The organism is Variovorax sp. P4_B11, assembly GCF_056402355.1.
The window spans coordinates 1-16,872 of the sequence record NZ_JBFUHO010000103.1; the positions used below are offsets into that span (position 1 = coordinate 1).

A 16,872-nucleotide genomic window follows, 5' to 3' on the forward strand; every position below is an offset into this window, starting at 1 on the left:
CTGCTGGGCGTGCCCGCGCCCTCGATCGGTGTCTTCGGCATCAATCCGCATGCCTCCGAAGGCGGACTGTTCGGGTCGGAGGATGCCGCCATCGTCGAGCCCGCCGTACGTGCGCTGCGGGCCGAGGGCCTGCGCGTCGACGGCCCCTGCGGCGCGGACATGCTGCTGGCGCAACGCCGGCACGACCTGTATGTCGCGATGCTGCACGACCAGGGCCACATCCCGATCAAGCTGCTGGCGCCGAACGCCGCGAGCGCACTCAGCATCGGCGCCGAGGTGCTGCTGTCGAGCGTGGGCCACGGCAGTGCGATGGACATCGCCGGCCGCGGCATCGCCGACTGCACCGCGCTGCTGCGAACCCTCGCGCTGCTCTCGGCTGCGCCAAGCCAGGCGCCCCAACTTTCAGAAAAGAAAATGTCATGACCCATCGCGTGGCCATCGCGGACAGCGACATCGCGTTCGACTGCGCCGACTCCGAATCCGTGCTCGACGCCGCGCTGCGCGCCGGCATCGAGCTGCCCTATTCCTGCCGCAAGGGCGTCTGCGGCAACTGTGCCGGACGGGTCGAGGCCGGCGAGGTTGCGGGCCTTGGCGGCGCATCGATGCGCAACGAGGCCTGCCTGCCGGACCAGCTGCTCTTGTGCATGTGCGCGCCACGCACGGACCTGGCGATCGCGCCCGTCTCGTGGCACCGCGTCGACCCGACGGCGCGCAAGCGCTTCCAGGCCAAGGTGTTCAGGAACCAGCTTGCGGCGCCCGACGTCTCGGTGCTGCAACTGCGCCTGCCGGCCGGACAGCGCGCCAAGTTCCACGCCGGGCAGTACCTGCAGATCGACGTCGGCAACGGCACGACCCGCTGCTACTCGATGGCCAATGCTCCGCACGAGAGCGACGCGCTGACGCTGCACATCCGGCACGTGCCCGGCGGCGCCTTCAGCGCCCGCGTGCCCGGCTTGCAGCAGGGCGAGCTGCTGGACATCGAACTGCCCTTCGGCGCCGTCACGCTCGACAGCGCATCGACACGGCCGCTCGTCTTCGTCGCCGGCGGCACGGGCTTCGCGCCGGCCAAGTCCCTGATCGACGACATGGCCAAGCGCCGGATCGCGCGGCCGATCACGCTGATCTGGGGTGCGCGCCGGGCCGAGGGCCTCTACCTGCGCCCGGCCGTGGCACGGTGGCAGCGCCAGTGGCCGGACTTCCGCTTCGTCGCCGCGCTGAGCGAGGGCGTGGCGCAGGCGCCCGACGACGCCTATGCCGGCCGGGTCGACGAAGCGCTGGCTGCGCACTGCCCGGATCTGGCGGGGCACGAGGTCTACGCCTGCGGCGCACCGGGAATGGTCCATGCCGTGCGCGAGATGGCGGTGCGACGCTGCGGCCTCGATGGGGCCGCCTTCCATGCCGACGTGTTCGTGGACGGGTCCGCCGCGTCGACGTCGGCGACGGCCTGACCGGATAGGACCAAAGTCATATAGCAACCCGTCGTCGAACGGAAGACACTCGCAGCACTTCGTAGGGCCTTTGAATGGCGGCAGTGGCGTAGCGCGACTTCGCCCGCCATTGCCCCGATTGTCCGATCGCGGGCCGGACTTCTCGGGATTCCATCGTGTTTGTTCCACAAGAGCGGAGAAAGCAATGAAATCAACCAAGTTCGTCCTGGCGCTGTGCGCCGCGGTGGTGGCAGCGGGCTGCGTCACCAAGCAGACCTACAACACCGAGGTGCAGAAGGCCGACACCTACGCGGCGCTCAACCAGAAGCTCTCGGGCGAGTTGAGCAGCGACCAGGCCCAGATCACGCAGTTGCAGAACGAGCTCAAGGTAACGATGGTCAACGAGGTCCTCTTCCCCGAGGGCGGCTGGACGCTCAGCCCCAAGGGTGAACAGACGCTGGGCAAGATCGCGCCGACGCTTTCAAACCTGCCCGGCCAGCAGATCATCGTCCAGGGCTTCACCGACAACGTGCCGATCGGTCCGGAGCTTCGGTCCCGCTTCCCGTCCAATCTCGAGCTCTCGTCGGCACGGGCGGACAACGTCGCGCGCTTCCTCACTTCGAAGGGCGTGCCGCAGAACTCGATTTCGGCGCAGGGCTTCGGCGATGCACGGCCGGTGGCGAGCAACGACACGCCGCAAGGCAAGGCGAAGAACCGCCGCGTCGAGATCGTGATCTCGGCGGCCGCTCGGCCGTAAGGCTTTGACTCAAACGCGGCTCAGTGCCTGACTGACGACTGACCGACCCTTCCCGTCGCCGAGATGGGTTCGGGCGCGGCCACGGGCGCCCGGTCGGCTCGACGCCCCGGGCTGCGGGCCCAGTCGCCGCAATGGCTGCGACCACGTCGCCGAAATTCGGCTATCGTCGCATGACCTGCAAACGCGACGATTCACTGCTCGACATGGCCGCAAGGGCAGCCTCTGCTGCGACACCGGCCTCAAGTTCCGACCCACCGCATGACGACTGAAACTTTCGCATCGACCGACGTCCTCGCAGCGCCGCACCCGGGCATGTTGTGGATCCCCGGCGGCACCTTCCGCATGGGGTCCGACCATCACTACCCGGAAGAGAAGCCGGCGCACCGCGTGACGGTGGACGGCTTCTGGATGGATGCGACGCCGGTCACCAACGCGCAGTTCGGAGCCTTCGTCGAAGCCACTGGCCACGTCACCTTCTGTGAGATACCACCCGATCCCAAGGACTACCCGGGCGCGCTGCCCGAGATGCTCAAGGCCGCTTCCTCGGTCTTCGTGGCGCCGCCCGGCCGCGTGAGCCTGCGCGATCACTTCCAGTGGTGGCAGTTCGTCCCCGACGCCAACTGGCGCCAGCCGCAGGGGGTGGGCAGCAGCATCGTCGGCAAGGACGACCATCCTGCGGTGCACCTGGCCTGGACCGATGTCGAGGCCTATGCGAACTGGGCCGGCAAGGCCATCGCGACCGAGGCCGAATGGGAGTTCGCCGCGCGCGGCGGGCTCGAGGGCGCCGAATACGCCTGGGGCAGTGAACTCGTGCCCGGCGGCGTCCACCAGGCCAACACCTTTCAGGGCGAGTTCCCCTGGCAGAACCTGGCCGAGGACGGCTTCGCGGGGACCTCGCCGGTGCGCAGCTTCGCGGCCAACGCCTACGGGCTGTACGACATGATCGGCAACGTCTGGGAGTGGACCGACACCTGGTACGCGCCGCGCCACCCGGACGAGAAGCTCAAGGCCTGCTGCATCCCCGTGAACCCGCGCGGCGCCGCGAAGGAGCAGAGCTTCGATCCCGGCATGCCGGACATCCCGATCCCGCGCAAGGTGATGAAGGGCGGCTCGCACCTGTGCGCGCCGAACTATTGCAGGCGCTATAGGCCCGCCGCGCGCATGGCGCAGCCCGTGGATACATCGACCTCGCACCTGGGCTTCCGATGCATCGTGCGGCAGGAACGCACCAAGTGAACGACGTCCCGCGGAAGACTCGGCCGGCTCCTCGCCGTCGCGTCGACCGCCACTGGCCGCGGCGGGCGGCGTGGAGCTGCCCTTCGGCGGCGTGAAGGCCAGCGGCTTCGGCCGCGAGAAGGGCTTCGAGGCCCTGCTAGGCTTCACGACCCTCAAGACCATCGCCATCAAACATGGATGAAGCACCTATGAACTCGAACGAACAAGCACAGCCCCGGCGCGTCGGCCTGGTCGGCGTGGGCCTGATGGGCAGCGGCATCGCCCAGAACATCGTCAAGCACGGCCACCAGCTGACCATCCTCGAGCACCCCGGCAACCAGCCCGTGGACGCGCTGCTCGCGGCCGGTGCCCGTGCGCTGTCGGACGTGACGGCGCTGGCGGCGCAGGTCGACGTGCTGATCCTCTGCGTCACCGGCACGCCGCAGGTCGAGGCCGTGATGCTCGGCGACCAGGGCGCGCTGGCGGGACTGCGCCCGGGCACGGTGGTGATCGACTGCTCGACCGCAGTGCCCGCATCCACCGCCAAGGTCGCGCAGGCGGTGCTGGCCAAGGGCGGCAAGTTTCTCGATGCGCCGATGACCCGGACCGCGAAGGAAGCCGCCGAAGGCCGGCTCAACCTGCTGGTCGGCGGCGATGCCGAGGTGCTGGCCGCCTGCCTGCCGCTGCTGCGCTGCTTCGCGGAGAACATCACGCACGTCGGCGGCATCGGCGCCGGCCACGCGATGAAGCTGCTGCACAACTTCGTCTCGCTCGGCACCGTGGCGCTGCTGTGCGAGGCGGCCGCCTGCGCGCAGCACGCCGGCGTCGCGCCCGAGGTGTTCGTCGATGTGCTGGCCAAGGGCGGCGGCAACGGCGTGGCGCTGGAGCGGGTCAAGCCGAAGCTGCTGACCGGCGACACCGCCTCGCTGAAGTTCTCGATGGCCAACGCGAAGAAAGACCTCGGCTACTACAACGACATGGCCGAGCAGTCGTCGTCCAGCCACGGCATCGCGCAGGCGGTGGAAAAGCTGCTGGGGCAGGGGATCGAGACCTTCGGGCCGGACCGGATGGTCCTCGACCTCGTCGAAGCCCTGCGTTAGGGCATCTCTGCGTCGCGGGGCGAGAGCAACTCACATGCTGCAGACAGCAAGACCCGAAGACGTGCTCCTCGCGTTTCAAGCCGCCTGGAACGGTCACGACATGAAGTCCCTCGGCGCACTGTTCCGTGACGATGCGACATTCGTGAACCGCTTCGGGCACTACGTGCGCGGTGCCGAGGAGATCGTCAAGCTGCATGCACCCATCCACGCCACCATCTACAGCGATTCCACGCTGGAGAACGAGCTGATCGACCTGGTCCCGATCGGCGACGACGCGGCAGTCATGCACTTCTGGAGCCGCCTCACGGTCGGTGCGGCGCATCCGGCGGGCCCGCACGCTGTCGACACGTTGATCCTCGCCGTGTTGACGCGGCAGCTTGGCCAGTGGCGCATCCAGGCGCTCGAGAACGTCACTTTGACGAATCCTCGCACGGGAGCAGCGGTGTTGAGAGGCGACCGGGGTTCTTGATCGTGCGGCAGGATCTGTCGCGCAGCCCGCGTCACTGATGCGCTGTCCCGCGGTCTCCAAGCGGATGTGAGCTTGGGTACCGCACTCGGCGTCCTTCTCGAAGCGGCTGAAGAATTGGCACTTCAGACAATTCCAATCGAGATTCAGAATGACGTCGCCTTCACCGTCAAGACAATTGCGCTGCAAGCCGCAGCACTCGACCGGGGAAGACGACATGCAACTTCAACACATGGGCGTGAAGCCCTTTGCCATCCTGTTTGCGATCATTGCGCTAGCGCCCATCGTGGCCGGCGTGGCGCTTCAACGCCAGGCAGGCACCGCCAACCACTACGCATTCTGGGGAATTCTGGCCATTGCTGTGCTGACGCTCGGTGTGATCGGCTTCTCGATGTTGAACCGGAGCGCAGCCATCCAGAACGCCGAACTGACAGTCAGGTCGACTTTCTATTCAACCACCGTGCCCTTGGCCAAGGTTACCGACGTCCGCACTGTGGTGCCGGGCTCCGAGGACGACCTTGTCGGGTGGCGTGTCAATGGCGTGGGCCTCCCGGGCAACCGGTCCGGTTGGTTCAATTCCCGGACCGGTGGCCGACTGTTCGTGGACCGTGTCGGCGGCGACTATCTGCTGGTCTCCGTGGACGGCAAGCCTCGGCTTGCGCTTGAGTTTGCCGACAACCAAGCGGCGGCAAAAGCGCTTGCGGCAGGCGCTGCTCGATGAGGGGGCAGTGGCAGTTCGTTGACGACCTTGCGACGAGACCCTTCTATCCATATTTGAGCCTCGCATCGCGTGGGCCGCAGGTTCGCACGTGGGCGAAATCGGCGCCGGCCACGCGATGAAGCTGCTGCCCGGCGACACTGCGTCGCTGAAGTTCTCGATGGCAATTGCGAAGAAAGACCTCGGCTACTACAACGACATGGCCGAGCAGTCGTCGTCCAGCCATGGCATCGCGCAGGCGGTGGAAAAGCTGCAGGAGCAGGGCATCGATGCCTTTGGGCTGGACCGGATGGTGCTGGATCTGGTGGACGCGCTGCATTAGGGCAGCACCGGTAACGTGCCTACCGGCGAAGCTCGCTGTCGCGGGCCGACAGGAACTTGCTCGGGGGCACTCCCACCAGGCGCGTCATCATCGCGGCGAAGGCACTCGCGCTCGAGTAGCCGAGCTCCGTCGCGATGTGAGACATTGACTTGCGTTGCGCTGCAAGCGTCAGTGCGCGAGCCAGCAGCACCTGTTGCCGCCAACTCGCAAAGCTCGTCCCGATTTCCTTGCGGAATAGCCGCGCGATCGTGCTGACGCTGGCACCTGCCTCGCTTGCCAGCGTACCCAGTGATTGGTCCCGGGCCGGATCCTCCAGGAACGATTCGCAGAATGCGCGCAATCGCCTGTCAACCGGCAGTGCGATCCCGAGCGGCGCAGTCTTCGAGCGATGCATCTCGCTGAGCGCGAGCACGCACATGCTTCGATAGCGCTGGATGTCGGTGTTGTCTGAATCCTCGGCGCCCATCCGATGCACCAGTTCCAGCAGCAACGGTCGCACCTCGATGACGCGACATCTGCTCCAGGCTCGATCCACGGTGGAGCTGGACATGGACGGCCCCGTGATGCCTCGTGGCTGGTAGACATAGACGGAGTGCAGATCAGCATCTTCTAGCACCGACGCCGCGTGCTCCACGTTGGCGGGGATCCAGACTGCGCGCCGAGGCGGCAGCACGTACGCCGCCTCGGAGGTCATGACACGCGCGACGCCAGCACTCGAAAAAACCATCTGTGCCCAGTGATGCTGGTGCGGAAGCACCTTCGTGTGAGCGCGCAAGAGCCGCGACTTGACGCGCACGGGTTGTTGCCTCGTCGGCGTGAACGGGTGCGGATCGAGCGGAGGAACGCTCTGGTCGGGTGATCGAGTGCGTGCCATGAATTCAACAGAAATTGATTTCTTATCGCAATTCAATCATAGCTTCGTTGGCTAGAGTCAAGTTCCGCGTCAAGCGATCGAGAGTCAAAAAATCGGGGAGGGGAACACAATGAGCCTTAGGCAAAACACCAGCCGCGGCCGATCGGTACCGGCGATTGATCGGCACATTCAGAGCGAAGAATTCGAGCTGAAGGGTGAGACCGAGAACTGCAAAGCGCTCGTCGCGCGAAGAGGACACCTACTTATCGGTATCAGCCCGTTCAACTCGCGGTTTTCGCCTGAGTACGTTGAGGCGCTTGTCGATTGGGCTCATTCGAACTTCGCCCGAATCGACATACTTCTGCCAAGTGAGGATGATGCGGCGCGTCTGCTGCTCGCCAGCGGCGTCGCACCATCGAAAGCGGCCCAGAAAGCACGCAAGGAAATCGGGCGACACCTTCGGTCCGCCCACAGCGCAGTTGTCAAAGCTGGCGCTGATTCATCCACGGTGCGCGTGTTCCAGTTCTCGGATTTTCGCGAGGATGCGAACTACTTGGCCATGCGGGCCCGAGTGCAAGAGGTATTCGACCAAAACGACGAATTCAGGAGCGCGTGCCTGTCGATGACGCGCCAGGCGGTCGATGGACGTCGGAATGGCGTCGCGGACAACAGCTTCGCGCCGGCGCCGACGCACGAGCAAATCAGTCGAGCGGTCCCGTACATATTCGCCGAGATTCCGTTCTACCTCGATACCCCGGCGCTCATCGGCGTCGAGAGTTCAATCTTGGCTTACCACCGTCCGTGGTCTATCGGTGCAGGACTCTTTGCCGGAGTCTTCCCGCTCCGCGTCAGTCGTGCGCAGGGGTACGGCGTCGTCACTCGCTCAGAACGATGGAGTCGACAGGTCGTTGCTCGGCCCACGCATTGATATCGCCATTCAACGGAGATCGAGAGGACCACATGGCCAAGCTCATAGATTTCAACATTGCATCGGTCGAATTTCAGAACAATCCGTATCCGCACTACGCACGGCTTCACAGCGAGGACGCCATCTTTCACGATCGACGGGTGAACGCGTACTTCGTGGGCAAGTGCGAGGACGTGCAGTCAATTCTGACAAGCCCTGATTTCACGACGGCGCCGCTGCTTGAGAGAGCGCAACCCGTCATGGGAGACAGGGTATTGGCACAAATGAGCGGGTCGGAGCACGCGAGCAAACGAAGGACCGTTCTTGGTGGTCTTAGCGGACGGTACTTCCGCGAGCGCTACGCTCCCATGATTCGAGGCATTTCTGAGATGCTCCTGCGCCCCCGGATGGCTTCCGGATCGCTCGATCTAGTGAACCAATTCGGCAAGGACTACGGTGTGTTGGTCACGCTGAGTGTTCTGGGCTTGCCAACAGATCGCTACAAGGAAATCGCAACGTGGCATACGGGAATTGCGGACTTCATCACCAGCCTTGAGATCGAAGAGGGGCGGAAAGCCTACGATCTCGCATGCAGCCATCAGTTGATTCAATACCTGACCCCGATCGTCGAGCATCGGCTTCAACGTCCCGGCGATGACCTGATTTCATTGTTGTGTATCGCCGACGGTCAAGGTGAAACGATGTCCGTGTCAGAGATCGTCGCGCTATGTCTCAACATCTTGCTTGCGGCAACCGAACCCGCTGACAAGACCCTGGCCTTGCTTTTCAAGCACCTGATGGACCACCCGGAGCAGTTGGATCGGGTGCGAAGCAATCGTGATCTTCTGAGCGCTGCGATCGACGAAACCTTGCGGTTCACCTCGCCGGTCCAGCTAATTCCAAGACAAGCCGCGGTCGACGTGGAGATTTCTGGAATCAAGATTCCTGCGGATTCGATCGTTTTCTGCATGATCGGTGCGGCCAATCGGGATCCCAAGGCATTTGATGCGCCGGACACATTCAAGATCGACCGAAAGAAGCCGGAAGGTACAACTTCACTGGGGCGTGTAGCGCGCCATTTGGCTTTCGGAGCCGGGACGCACGTTTGCGTTGGAGCAGCATTCTCCTTGCTGCAGATCGAGATCACAGCCAACCTCCTACTGGACAATCTCAGGGGGCTCAAATACTCGCCCGGGTTCGTCTACAAGGAGGTTGGTCTCTATACGAGAGGGCCAGCGTCGCTGTGCATCGATTTCGACGCCTCTGCTTCGATTGAAGTCGTGACCTCATGCACAGCGGCGGCAGCGGCGTGACCGACGCGTCTGTTCAAAAGCCAACGGCGGAGCTTCCTCGAAGCCAAGGCCTCGACGAGGGCTCAGTTGGAAAGGAGCGCCAGGCTGAATCAGCTCTGACCAAAGAACACCGCCGGCTGATTCTCGTCCTCATCGTGGGCGTGTTCCTGCCCTTGCTCGACGCCACTGCGGTGAACATCGCAGTTCGGGAAATGAGCATCGATCTCGCCGCACCCTTGTCATCGATTCAGTGGGTGTCCATTGCGTACACGCTCGCCGCCGCGGCAGTGATTCCACTGTCGGCATGGAGCGCCCATCGCATCGGCCCCAAGAGAATGTGGATCGCGGGCCTGCTGGCCTTCCTGACCGGCTCGTCCTTGGCAACCGTTGCATGGAGCGCCGATTTGCTCATTGCCTTTCGTGTCGTCCAGGGCATCGGGGCGGGGCTGTTGATGCCGATCATGCAAACCCTGCTCATCAGATCGGTCGGGCAACGCAACGCCAGAGCGGCATTGGCCGCCATGGCGGTGCCTTCGGTCATCGCGCCAATTCTTGGGCCCTTGGTGGGTGGACTGGCGCTTCACTATGGTGGCTGGCGCTCTATCTTCGGAATCAACATTCCGCTGTGCCTGCTTGGGATCTATCTCGCGCTACGGCATCTCAAGTCGGATGAGCGATCTGCCGCGCTGCCATTCGATGGCATTGGGTTCCTGCTCCTGTGCCCCGGCGTCGTGCTGACCGTCTACGGTCTGTCCGCGCTGGGGGACAGCGTCGGCCGGATCTCAATGAGAGGGGCGGGCCTGGGCGCCGTGGGAATTGGATTGGGTGCGGCGTTCGTGCTCTATGCCAAGAAGTGGACCGCTCGTCCTTTGATCGATGTCGGTCTCTTCAGGGTACGGTCCTTCCGGTCATCAGCTTTGTTGCTGCTGCTGTCGAGCGTGGCTTTCTACGGTGGCTTGCTGCTTCTGCCTCTCTACTTTCTTCAGAGATGCCGTCTTGGCACCTTCGAAACCAGCGCGTTGCTGGCCCTGCAGGGCGTCGGCGCGCTGGTCACTCGCCACTACCTGGAGCCGCTTTCCCGGCGGTTGGGGACGGCCGGATTGGCATTCGCCTCGATCCTGCTGACGTTCCTTGGAACGATTTCGTTCATGGGGTCATTCGGCCTCGAGCACTGGCCCGTGCTCGCGGTCTCCACGTTCGTGCGAGGTGCGGGCCTCGGCTTGCTGACGATTCTTGCCTTGTCCACGGCCTATCGCGATGTCGATGGCCCGCGCATTCCGGATGCCAGCGCGTTGACGCGAATACTGACCAACCTGGGCGCATCCTTAGGGGCGGCCAGCGTTCTGGCCGCGCTTCAGTTCGGCACAGGTGGAGCACTCCATTCGGAACAGACTGGATTTGTTCTTGCCTTCGGCTATCTGGTGTTGATTTCGCTGGCGTGCGCACTGCCTGCTGCGAAACTGGGGCGCTAGCGGGGTGCGCTCGAAGATTTAGAACTTGTGGAGGCGCCATCCGTGGCTTCTTCGATTGAAGACAGGCGATTCGCACGCTGGATATCGCGCACCAGACGCAATAGCGCTGGCATACTGCGCAAGTCGCGTCGAAAAAGGGCGCGATCAACGCTCGCCTGGATCAAGCCTTTTCCGACTCAACTGCAAGGTGGAAGCTTTGCGCGGACCTTCAAGACATCGGCCGAGTCATCCCGACCGCCAGTGTCTATCGTGAATTTGCATCCAAATCTTGGATCTGCAACCACAGCTCTGTTCAAGACGTCATCGCCGTCCGGCTTGACCTTGTCCTCCGCCCAATTGACGGTTGCTTTGAATGTTTCGACATACTCTGCGGTAGTGAACTCGCAATGCCCGACCGAACGCGCGGTGCGTTGCACTAGCCATTGACCACGGCCTTGTGCATTGACGGTGCGGTTGTACGCTTGTGAGAGCGCGAAGGGCATGTACAAGTCACCCAGATTGCTCAGTGTCACGACCGGTACATTCGCAATCTCCCCGTTCACGCGGGGACTCCATCTGAGACCATCTGGTCGCGGTGGGTTCCACAAGGAGGGATCGGCGTGGGCACGAAGAATCGTGCGATTGAACTCGCGCTCCTCCGCAGCCTGGGTGAGATCTGAATCGAGGTGATAGACGAACTGCGTGGTGTCTTGGAATGGGCGAGTCACTATGCCATCCCAGCTCTCGCGAGAGAAGCCGATCTTCCAGTTCGAATCCTGTGAAGGCTGATATGCCCAACCCTCCGCATAGATCGGCCTAGGGCCACCGCTAAGTTCCCGAACGACGTTAAATAGCTTCTGACCATTTGCGGTTAGACCCGCAGGATAATTCGTGAACAACGCAGCCATGATTGGCGCCCTAACCGATTCGAATTCGGTCACAGGAAATCGTGTTGCTGGATGACCCGCCAACTTCATCGCGGCAAGCTGGTAGGCGGCGAAGTAGTTTTGATAGACATCCGGAGCCAATGCTGCACACCAAGTAGTTGCCCCGTCATAACGTACCTTGTTGTTCTCTGTGGCCAGAGTCTCTTCTTCCACCGCGGCAACCGCGGTATAGCCGCCCATGGAAACGCCAGCGATGTACGTTCGGCTGGGCGAGGCAAGGCTTCGACCGTTCTGACGAGCAATGCCATTAAAGGCCAATGCGAGCGCATTTGTATCCTCAATAGCTGCTCGAACGTCGTAGTAGTTCCTGGAATAGCTCGAGGCGGCCCAAGCGTAGCCCTGTTCGATCAAATAGCGACGGATTGGCGGATTTTTAACCGTCAATTTGGAGCCCGTTCCGGCATAGCCATGCGTAAACATAACCAGCTTTCCGTTCCAGTTTGCAGGCACCTCTACGCGGTACCCGGCTCCATTGAGCACCCCGGTCCAGCGGTCCGTGGAAACCGCTGAGCCCGGCATTGCGTCAAAGGGCAGCGATGCGGTGTCGACAGTGAAGACTCGACCATCCTGCGCACGATATTCGGATTGTGGTGCAGACCCGGAGCCAGCACTGGTGCTGCAAGCGGCGAGTTGACCGGCGGTGAGCAGGGAAATTGCCAAATGAACAAACCATTTGGCTTGTAGATTGAGCGAAGTGCGGTCGTGCATCGATTTGAGTTTGAACACAATAAGTTCCTCACGGCTTAGGTTTTTCTGAGAATCAGAGCAAGAGATCGGCTCGGCGGCAATTTTGCGGATTGCGCTGAGCGCCCTGAGCCCAATGTTGTAGCTGAATCGGTCGCCCCGCGATTGAAACGGGGGCGACGTGCCTGCGGCACCTACTCGGCGCGGATGCCGGCGGATTTGATGATGTCGCCATATTCCTCAGCGTTCTTCTGCAGAAAACGACCGAAGTCCTTTTGCGAGCTGCCCGCCGCATCAACGCCCATGGCGTAGAGACGAGCCTTTACTTCGGGCTGACTCAAGACCTTGATCACATCGCGATTGATCTCGGCGAGAACTGCCGGCGGCGTTCCTGCCTTTGCGATGAGGCCGAACCAGGATGTTGAAGTGAAGCCCGGCACGCCCCCTTCCGTAAATGTCTGCACATCAGGAAGACTGGCGGAACGGGCGGTACTAGCCGACGCGATGGCTCGAATTTTTCCGCTTGAAAGGTATTGAACGACCTGCTGCGTGTCGCAGAACATCGCATCAACCTGGCCGCCCATGAGATCCGAGATCGCTGGTGCCGCGCCCTTGTATGGAACATGAATCATGTCGATACCGGTCGCGTGCTTGAATCGCTCGAAGCCTAAGTGGCCAGAGGAACCGTTGCCGAAGGAGGCATAGGTTACGGTCCCCTTCTTCGCTTTGGCCCATGCAATGAACTCTTTAAGATTCTTCGTCGGGACAGACGGATTGACGATCAGGATGTGCGGGTTTGTGGCGAGCAGCGTGACCGGCGCAAAGTCTTTCGCGCTGTCGTAGGGCAGCTTCGGTAGCAGCGACGGGTTGATGGTGAAATTCGAAGCAGAGACCAGCAAGGTATGGCCGTCGGCCGGCGAGTTCGCGATCATCTGCGTAGCGACGATGGCGCTGCCGCCCTGTCGGTTTTCGACGATGACTGGCGTCTGCCAAATCGCACCAAGCTTCTCGGCGAGGATGCGTGCCAGCGTATCGCCGGTTCCACCAGGCGCGAACGGGGCGACGATTTTCACGGGACGGCTGGAGGGAAATTCAGCCTGTTGTGCGGTTGCGATGCCGGCGCACCCGAGAGAAAAAAGCAGCGCAAGAGCGGATCTGTAGATCGTTTTCATGGGGGCCTCCAAGTAAGTGAGGTGGGAGCTTTGTCTTGTCCGGGTTTCCGAGGGGAGGGCGGTGACCGTCCTCCCGAACATCAGCGGCCAGCGTCTTGCAGGAGGCGCAGCGCGTTGCCGCGATAGATGTCTTCGCGGTCTGCAGCAGGAAGACTGTCCACCACGGGCATCGACCGCTTGCCTTCGGGGTCGCCGATGTCGAAGGGATAGTCGGACCCGAAGACCACGCGCTGCGAGCCCATCGTCTGGATGGTGAATCGATTGCTGTCTTCGCTCAGCGCACAGGTGTCGTAGCACAGGCGGTCCAAGTAAGCGCTGGGGCGCTGGCTGATGTGCTGGCGGAAGTACGGGTCTGCTTCCCATCCCGTGGCGTCATAGGCGGAATCCAGGCGTCCACGTAGGAACATCAGATTGCCGCCGCCGTGAGCAAGCACGAGTTTGAGACGAGGATGCCGTTCGAGCAAACCGTTGAAGATCATGCGAGTGACAGCCAGCGTCGTCTCGAAGGGCCATCCGATGAGCACGTGGATGCCGTACATGCCAAACCGCTCAGAGGTCACGGCCGATGTCGGGTGCATGAAGATGACGAGCCCCAGCTTTTCGATCAATGCGAACAGCGGCGCGAACTCGGGGTCGTCAAGGGGACGTCCTCCAGCAGAACTTGGCATCATCACGCCGCGGACGCCGTAGTCGTCAACCGCGCGCTGCAGCTCCTGCGCTGCGACCTCGGGTTCGCCAAGCGCCAGCACCGAGAGCATCTCCATGCGGCCTTCGGATTCATTGGCGATGTCGTAGCTGGCCTTGTTGAGCGCGCGTACGAGCTCGGTACCGGCTGCGCCCCCTGGCCAGGCCAGCATGAAGGGCGGCGGTGCGAAGAGCTGCAACTCGACGTTGCGACTCTTCAAACTCTCCAGACGCTTCGGGAGGTCGTGCAGGTTCGTATCGATCGAGCTCTTGCGATCGTCGCCTTGTCGGCGGATGACCCAGTAGCCATCGTCGCCATGCTCAGCGCGAAGGCCGGCCACAGGCGTCTTGGCAAGATCGTTGAGGAAGCGCTCTCCGAGAGCGTGTGCGTGCAGGTCGATGATCACAGTTTGGCTCCATTCATCCATGTTTATCGAAAACGATTTCGGTGATTATTACAGTACAAGGAAAAGCAGATATCAAGGTCAATCTCAAACGATTTCGTGAATCGTCGAAATGGTGCGTCCGATGCACTGCTCCAGTGCCAAGACGGCCACAGCGTCTGCGTTCAGAGTTGTGACCGACTTCATGCTGTTCACGGCACAACCTGCGTGGGTTTCGCGATTTGGGCACTCGCGTCGTTGGCCCAGAAGCGCTCGAAGGATGGCGCGCGGCGCTCGGTGAACGAATCCAGTCCTTCCTGCCATTCGGCCTTCGGAACATCGAGAGGGGACTGGAGGACCCTTTCCCAGTCGACGGCCGCATGGGCACGCAAATTCCACTTCGCCGCCCGTATCGCACCAGGCGGGACCTTGCTCACGATGTCCTCCGCCAGCGCCAATGCTTCTTGAAGCACCTGCTCCGCGGAAACGATCCGGTTGACGAGGCCCATTGCCAAGGCCTCGTCGGCTGCGACCCGTCGACGCGTAAGCATCAGATCCATCGCCCTGCGGGTACCCACAAGACGCGGTAGCAACGCAATCCCTGTGTTCGGAATCACGCCGTGGCCGAGCTCAGGCATTGCGAACCACGCCTTGTCCGCAGCGATGGCGAGGTCGCAACTCAAGGCGAGCTCCAGGCCGCCGCCGATGGCGGGACCGTGGATTGCCGCGATGACCGGGCGTTTGGATTCGGTCAAGCGCTTGAACAAGAGGGCCGGGTCCTCGCTGGGATCCTTCCCTTCCATCCATCCATTGCGCAGGTCGTCGATGTTGGCACCAGCGCAGAATGCCGGTCCGGATGCCGCCACGACCACAGCGCGCGCACCGGCTTCAACGCTGCGGCTTAAGGCACCAAAAAGGCCGCGGACAATTTCGCGTGAAAGCGCGTTTCGGCGATCGGGGTCGTTGAGGGTGAGCAACGCCACGCTGCCGCGCATTTCGAACAGAACCTTGTTGCTCATGCGGTAACTCCTTCGCCCGCATCGGCGAGCAGGTACTTGCGCAGTTCCGGGCTGATCGGATGCGGGCGTCCTGTATCTGGCATTACCAGAACGCAAGTCGCCTCTGCGGACGCCGAGCAGGAGTCGTTGGTGTTAGCGAACAAGCCTTGGCGCACGCGAAACGAGGTATTGCCGACTCCAACCACGGTGGTGCCAATTGCCACTCGTCCGGGAAAGTACACCTCGCTTCTGAACTCGACCACAAGCCTGACCACCGCGAGGTTCGCGCCGCCCATCAACGAGTGAACAGTGGACGGCGCGAAGACCTCCATGCGCGCCGCCTCAAGGAATGTCGAAATGATTGCGTTGTTCACGTGCCGAAACTGGTCGGTGTCGGCGTTGCGCAGCTTTTCTTCTGTCCAGAAGCGGAAGTCACCGCGTTGCGGCGCTGCGGTCCGCGCCGGTGTCGAAGAACTGACCTCGGAAGCCATGTGGTCGTCCTATTCCGCTGACGGGTGCATGTGTGCTGTCGCTTCATGCTCGATGCGCAGATACAGTTCATCGGCCATCGGCTGCCGCATCTCCTCAAGGATGTGGCCAACCAGGCCCACCGCGCGTGCAGACACCGCCAGGCCGCGGCAGATCTTCCAGGGGATACCCATCTCCGACGCCACCGCTGCCATGGCGCCGGTGACGTTCACGGGCAGCGGGCGCTTCGCCTGTAACGTGGCCTCGGCGCCCAGCGCTTCCATCAGGCGGACATAGGGACCGTAGTAGCCCGTTTCCTTGGCGACCTTGAAAAGCGCCGGCGTGCGGGGATCGATCGGTTTGTGGAATGGATGGCCGATGCCGGGCAAGATTTCCTTGCGTGCGCGATAGCTCGTGACGATCTCGCGTGCCTGCGTCTCCGGGTCTGCGGCCTCTGCCGGGTCGGGCAAGGACTCCTGCAGCAATCGAGCTGCGTTGTCCAGGGATCCGACAAACACCGAGCCCAGGCCGAGCAGGCCGGCCGCGACCGCCGCTTGGACGGACTCGGGCGCACCGCAATAAGTCATGCGCGTGGCGAGCGAGGATGGTGTGATGCCGTGCTCCACCAGGATCACCATCATCGCGTTGAACATGCGCAGTTCGCGCTCATCGGGAAGGCGTGCAAAAAGCTGGAGAAACGCCATCTGTCCAAAGTCGATCTTGCCGACAATCTCCTCGCAAAGATCCAGGCCGTGCACAACAACCTTGGTCGGGCTTGCCCCAATACTGTTCGGATAGAGAAATTTGATGTAAAATGACTGCCGTCGCAACGACGGAGTCGAGCATGGCGAGAACCAAGGCGGTCCTGGGCAGCGGAGCCAGGCTGGCTGACTTTCTGAGCGCCAGCCTGCTGGCGCGGGTGGTGCCGGCCGAGGTGGTGAATGCGGTGCTCGACGCCCACGGCTGCAATTCGCAACGCGTGCGCAGCTTTCCGGCCGTGGCGGGGGCGTACTACTGCATGGCGCTGA

At 62.5% G+C, this 16,872-nt stretch carries 19 protein-coding genes and 1 pseudogene; 13 read left to right on the plus strand and 7 right to left on the minus strand.

The window, feature by feature from the left end; genetic code table 11:
* From AC1DYD_RS39505 to AC1DYD_RS39545, 9 genes and pseudogenes are all read left to right on the plus strand, one after another.
* Window positions 1-423 (plus strand): 4-hydroxythreonine-4-phosphate dehydrogenase PdxA (locus tag AC1DYD_RS39505; protein ID WP_478178178.1); only part of this gene is annotated, 423 nt, incomplete at its 5' end.
* On the plus strand, window positions 420-1,448 hold the full coding sequence (locus tag AC1DYD_RS39510; protein ID WP_478178179.1) for a 2Fe-2S iron-sulfur cluster-binding protein: 1,029 nt from the start codon (window positions 420-422) through the stop codon (window positions 1,446-1,448). The genes AC1DYD_RS39505 and AC1DYD_RS39510, both read left to right, overlap by 4 nt.
* Before the next feature lie 184 nt (window positions 1,449-1,632).
* On the plus strand, window positions 1,633-2,184 hold the full coding sequence (locus tag AC1DYD_RS39515) for an OmpA/MotB family protein (RefSeq protein ID WP_478178180.1): 552 nt from the start codon (window positions 1,633-1,635) through the stop codon (window positions 2,182-2,184).
* A gap of 258 nt (window positions 2,185-2,442) precedes the next feature.
* Complete coding sequence (locus AC1DYD_RS39520; protein WP_478178181.1) at window positions 2,443-3,420, plus strand: formylglycine-generating enzyme family protein; 978 nt, start codon at window positions 2,443-2,445, stop codon at window positions 3,418-3,420.
* 58 nt (window positions 3,421-3,478) lie between these two features.
* Window positions 3,479-3,601, plus strand: a pseudogene (locus AC1DYD_RS39525) (aldehyde dehydrogenase family protein); the annotation flags it as partial.
* Window positions 3,602-3,608: 7 nt separating this feature from the next.
* On the plus strand, window positions 3,609-4,499 hold the full coding sequence (locus AC1DYD_RS39530) for an NAD(P)-dependent oxidoreductase (protein ID WP_478178182.1): 891 nt from the start codon (window positions 3,609-3,611) through the stop codon (window positions 4,497-4,499).
* Between the two features lie 34 nt (window positions 4,500-4,533).
* Entirely contained in the window at window positions 4,534-4,968 is a 435-nt protein-coding gene (locus AC1DYD_RS39535) for an SgcJ/EcaC family oxidoreductase (RefSeq protein WP_478178183.1), read from the plus strand.
* 214 nt (window positions 4,969-5,182) lie between these two features.
* Window positions 5,183-5,686, plus strand: coding sequence for a PH domain-containing protein (locus tag AC1DYD_RS39540; RefSeq protein ID WP_478178184.1), 504 nt, complete (start codon window positions 5,183-5,185; stop codon window positions 5,684-5,686).
* Window positions 5,687-5,774: 88 nt separating this feature from the next.
* Window positions 5,775-6,005, plus strand: coding sequence for a hypothetical protein (locus tag AC1DYD_RS39545; RefSeq protein ID WP_478178185.1), 231 nt, complete (start codon window positions 5,775-5,777; stop codon window positions 6,003-6,005).
* A 19-nt stretch (window positions 6,006-6,024) separates the two neighbouring features.
* On the opposite strand, the gene AC1DYD_RS39550 is transcribed toward AC1DYD_RS39545, so the two are convergent.
* On the minus strand, window positions 6,025-6,915 hold the full coding sequence (locus AC1DYD_RS39550; RefSeq protein WP_478178186.1) for an AraC family transcriptional regulator: 891 nt from the start codon (window positions 6,913-6,915) through the stop codon (window positions 6,025-6,027).
* Between the two features lie 73 nt (window positions 6,916-6,988).
* Between AC1DYD_RS39550 and AC1DYD_RS39555 the strand changes: the two genes are divergently transcribed.
* The 3 genes from AC1DYD_RS39555 to AC1DYD_RS39565 are packed head-to-tail and all read left to right on the plus strand — an operon-like array spanning window position 6,989 to window position 10,529.
* On the plus strand, window positions 6,989-7,786 hold the full coding sequence (locus AC1DYD_RS39555) for a tRNA-dependent cyclodipeptide synthase (protein ID WP_478178187.1): 798 nt from the start codon (window positions 6,989-6,991) through the stop codon (window positions 7,784-7,786).
* A gap of 32 nt (window positions 7,787-7,818) precedes the next feature.
* A complete protein-coding gene (locus AC1DYD_RS39560; protein WP_478178188.1) occupies window positions 7,819-9,078 on the plus strand; it encodes a cytochrome P450, cyclodipeptide synthase-associated in 1,260 nt (419 codons plus the stop codon).
* Window positions 9,054-10,529, plus strand: a complete 1,476-nt coding sequence (locus AC1DYD_RS39565) for an MFS transporter (protein ID WP_478178189.1) — start codon at window positions 9,054-9,056, stop codon at window positions 10,527-10,529. Before AC1DYD_RS39560 ends, AC1DYD_RS39565 begins: the two co-directional genes overlap by 25 nt.
* 176 nt (window positions 10,530-10,705) lie before the next feature.
* Here AC1DYD_RS39565 and AC1DYD_RS39570 read toward each other — a convergent pair whose 3' ends face one another.
* The 6 genes from AC1DYD_RS39570 to AC1DYD_RS39595 form a co-directional block, all read right to left on the minus strand.
* Window positions 10,706-12,181, minus strand: coding sequence for an alpha/beta hydrolase family protein (locus AC1DYD_RS39570; protein ID WP_478178190.1), 1,476 nt, complete (start codon window positions 12,179-12,181; stop codon window positions 10,706-10,708).
* Between the two features lie 152 nt (window positions 12,182-12,333).
* Window positions 12,334-13,311: a Bug family tripartite tricarboxylate transporter substrate binding protein gene (locus tag AC1DYD_RS39575; RefSeq protein ID WP_478178191.1), complete on the minus strand. Its 978-nt coding sequence runs from the start codon at window positions 13,309-13,311 to the stop codon at window positions 12,334-12,336.
* 80 nt (window positions 13,312-13,391) lie between these two features.
* Window positions 13,392-14,402 carry an amidohydrolase family protein gene (locus AC1DYD_RS39580; RefSeq protein ID WP_478178192.1) on the minus strand — a complete coding sequence of 337 codons (1,011 nt, stop codon included), beginning with the start codon at window positions 14,400-14,402 and terminating at the stop codon, window positions 13,392-13,394.
* A gap of 188 nt (window positions 14,403-14,590) precedes the next feature.
* Window positions 14,591-15,397: an enoyl-CoA hydratase/isomerase family protein gene (locus AC1DYD_RS39585; protein WP_478178193.1), complete on the minus strand. Its 807-nt coding sequence runs from the start codon at window positions 15,395-15,397 to the stop codon at window positions 14,591-14,593.
* A complete protein-coding gene (locus tag AC1DYD_RS39590; RefSeq protein ID WP_478178194.1) occupies window positions 15,394-15,867 on the minus strand; it encodes an acyl-CoA thioesterase in 474 nt (157 codons plus the stop codon). Before AC1DYD_RS39590 ends, AC1DYD_RS39585 begins: the two co-directional genes overlap by 4 nt.
* Window positions 15,868-15,876: 9 nt before the next feature.
* Window positions 15,877-16,653, minus strand: coding sequence for a citryl-CoA lyase (locus AC1DYD_RS39595; RefSeq protein ID WP_478178196.1), 777 nt, complete (start codon window positions 16,651-16,653; stop codon window positions 15,877-15,879).
* Between the two features lie 35 nt (window positions 16,654-16,688).
* Here AC1DYD_RS39595 and AC1DYD_RS39600 point away from each other — a divergent pair.
* A partial coding sequence (locus tag AC1DYD_RS39600; RefSeq protein WP_478178195.1) for a transposase domain-containing protein occupies window positions 16,689-16,872 on the plus strand: 184 nt, incomplete at its 3' end.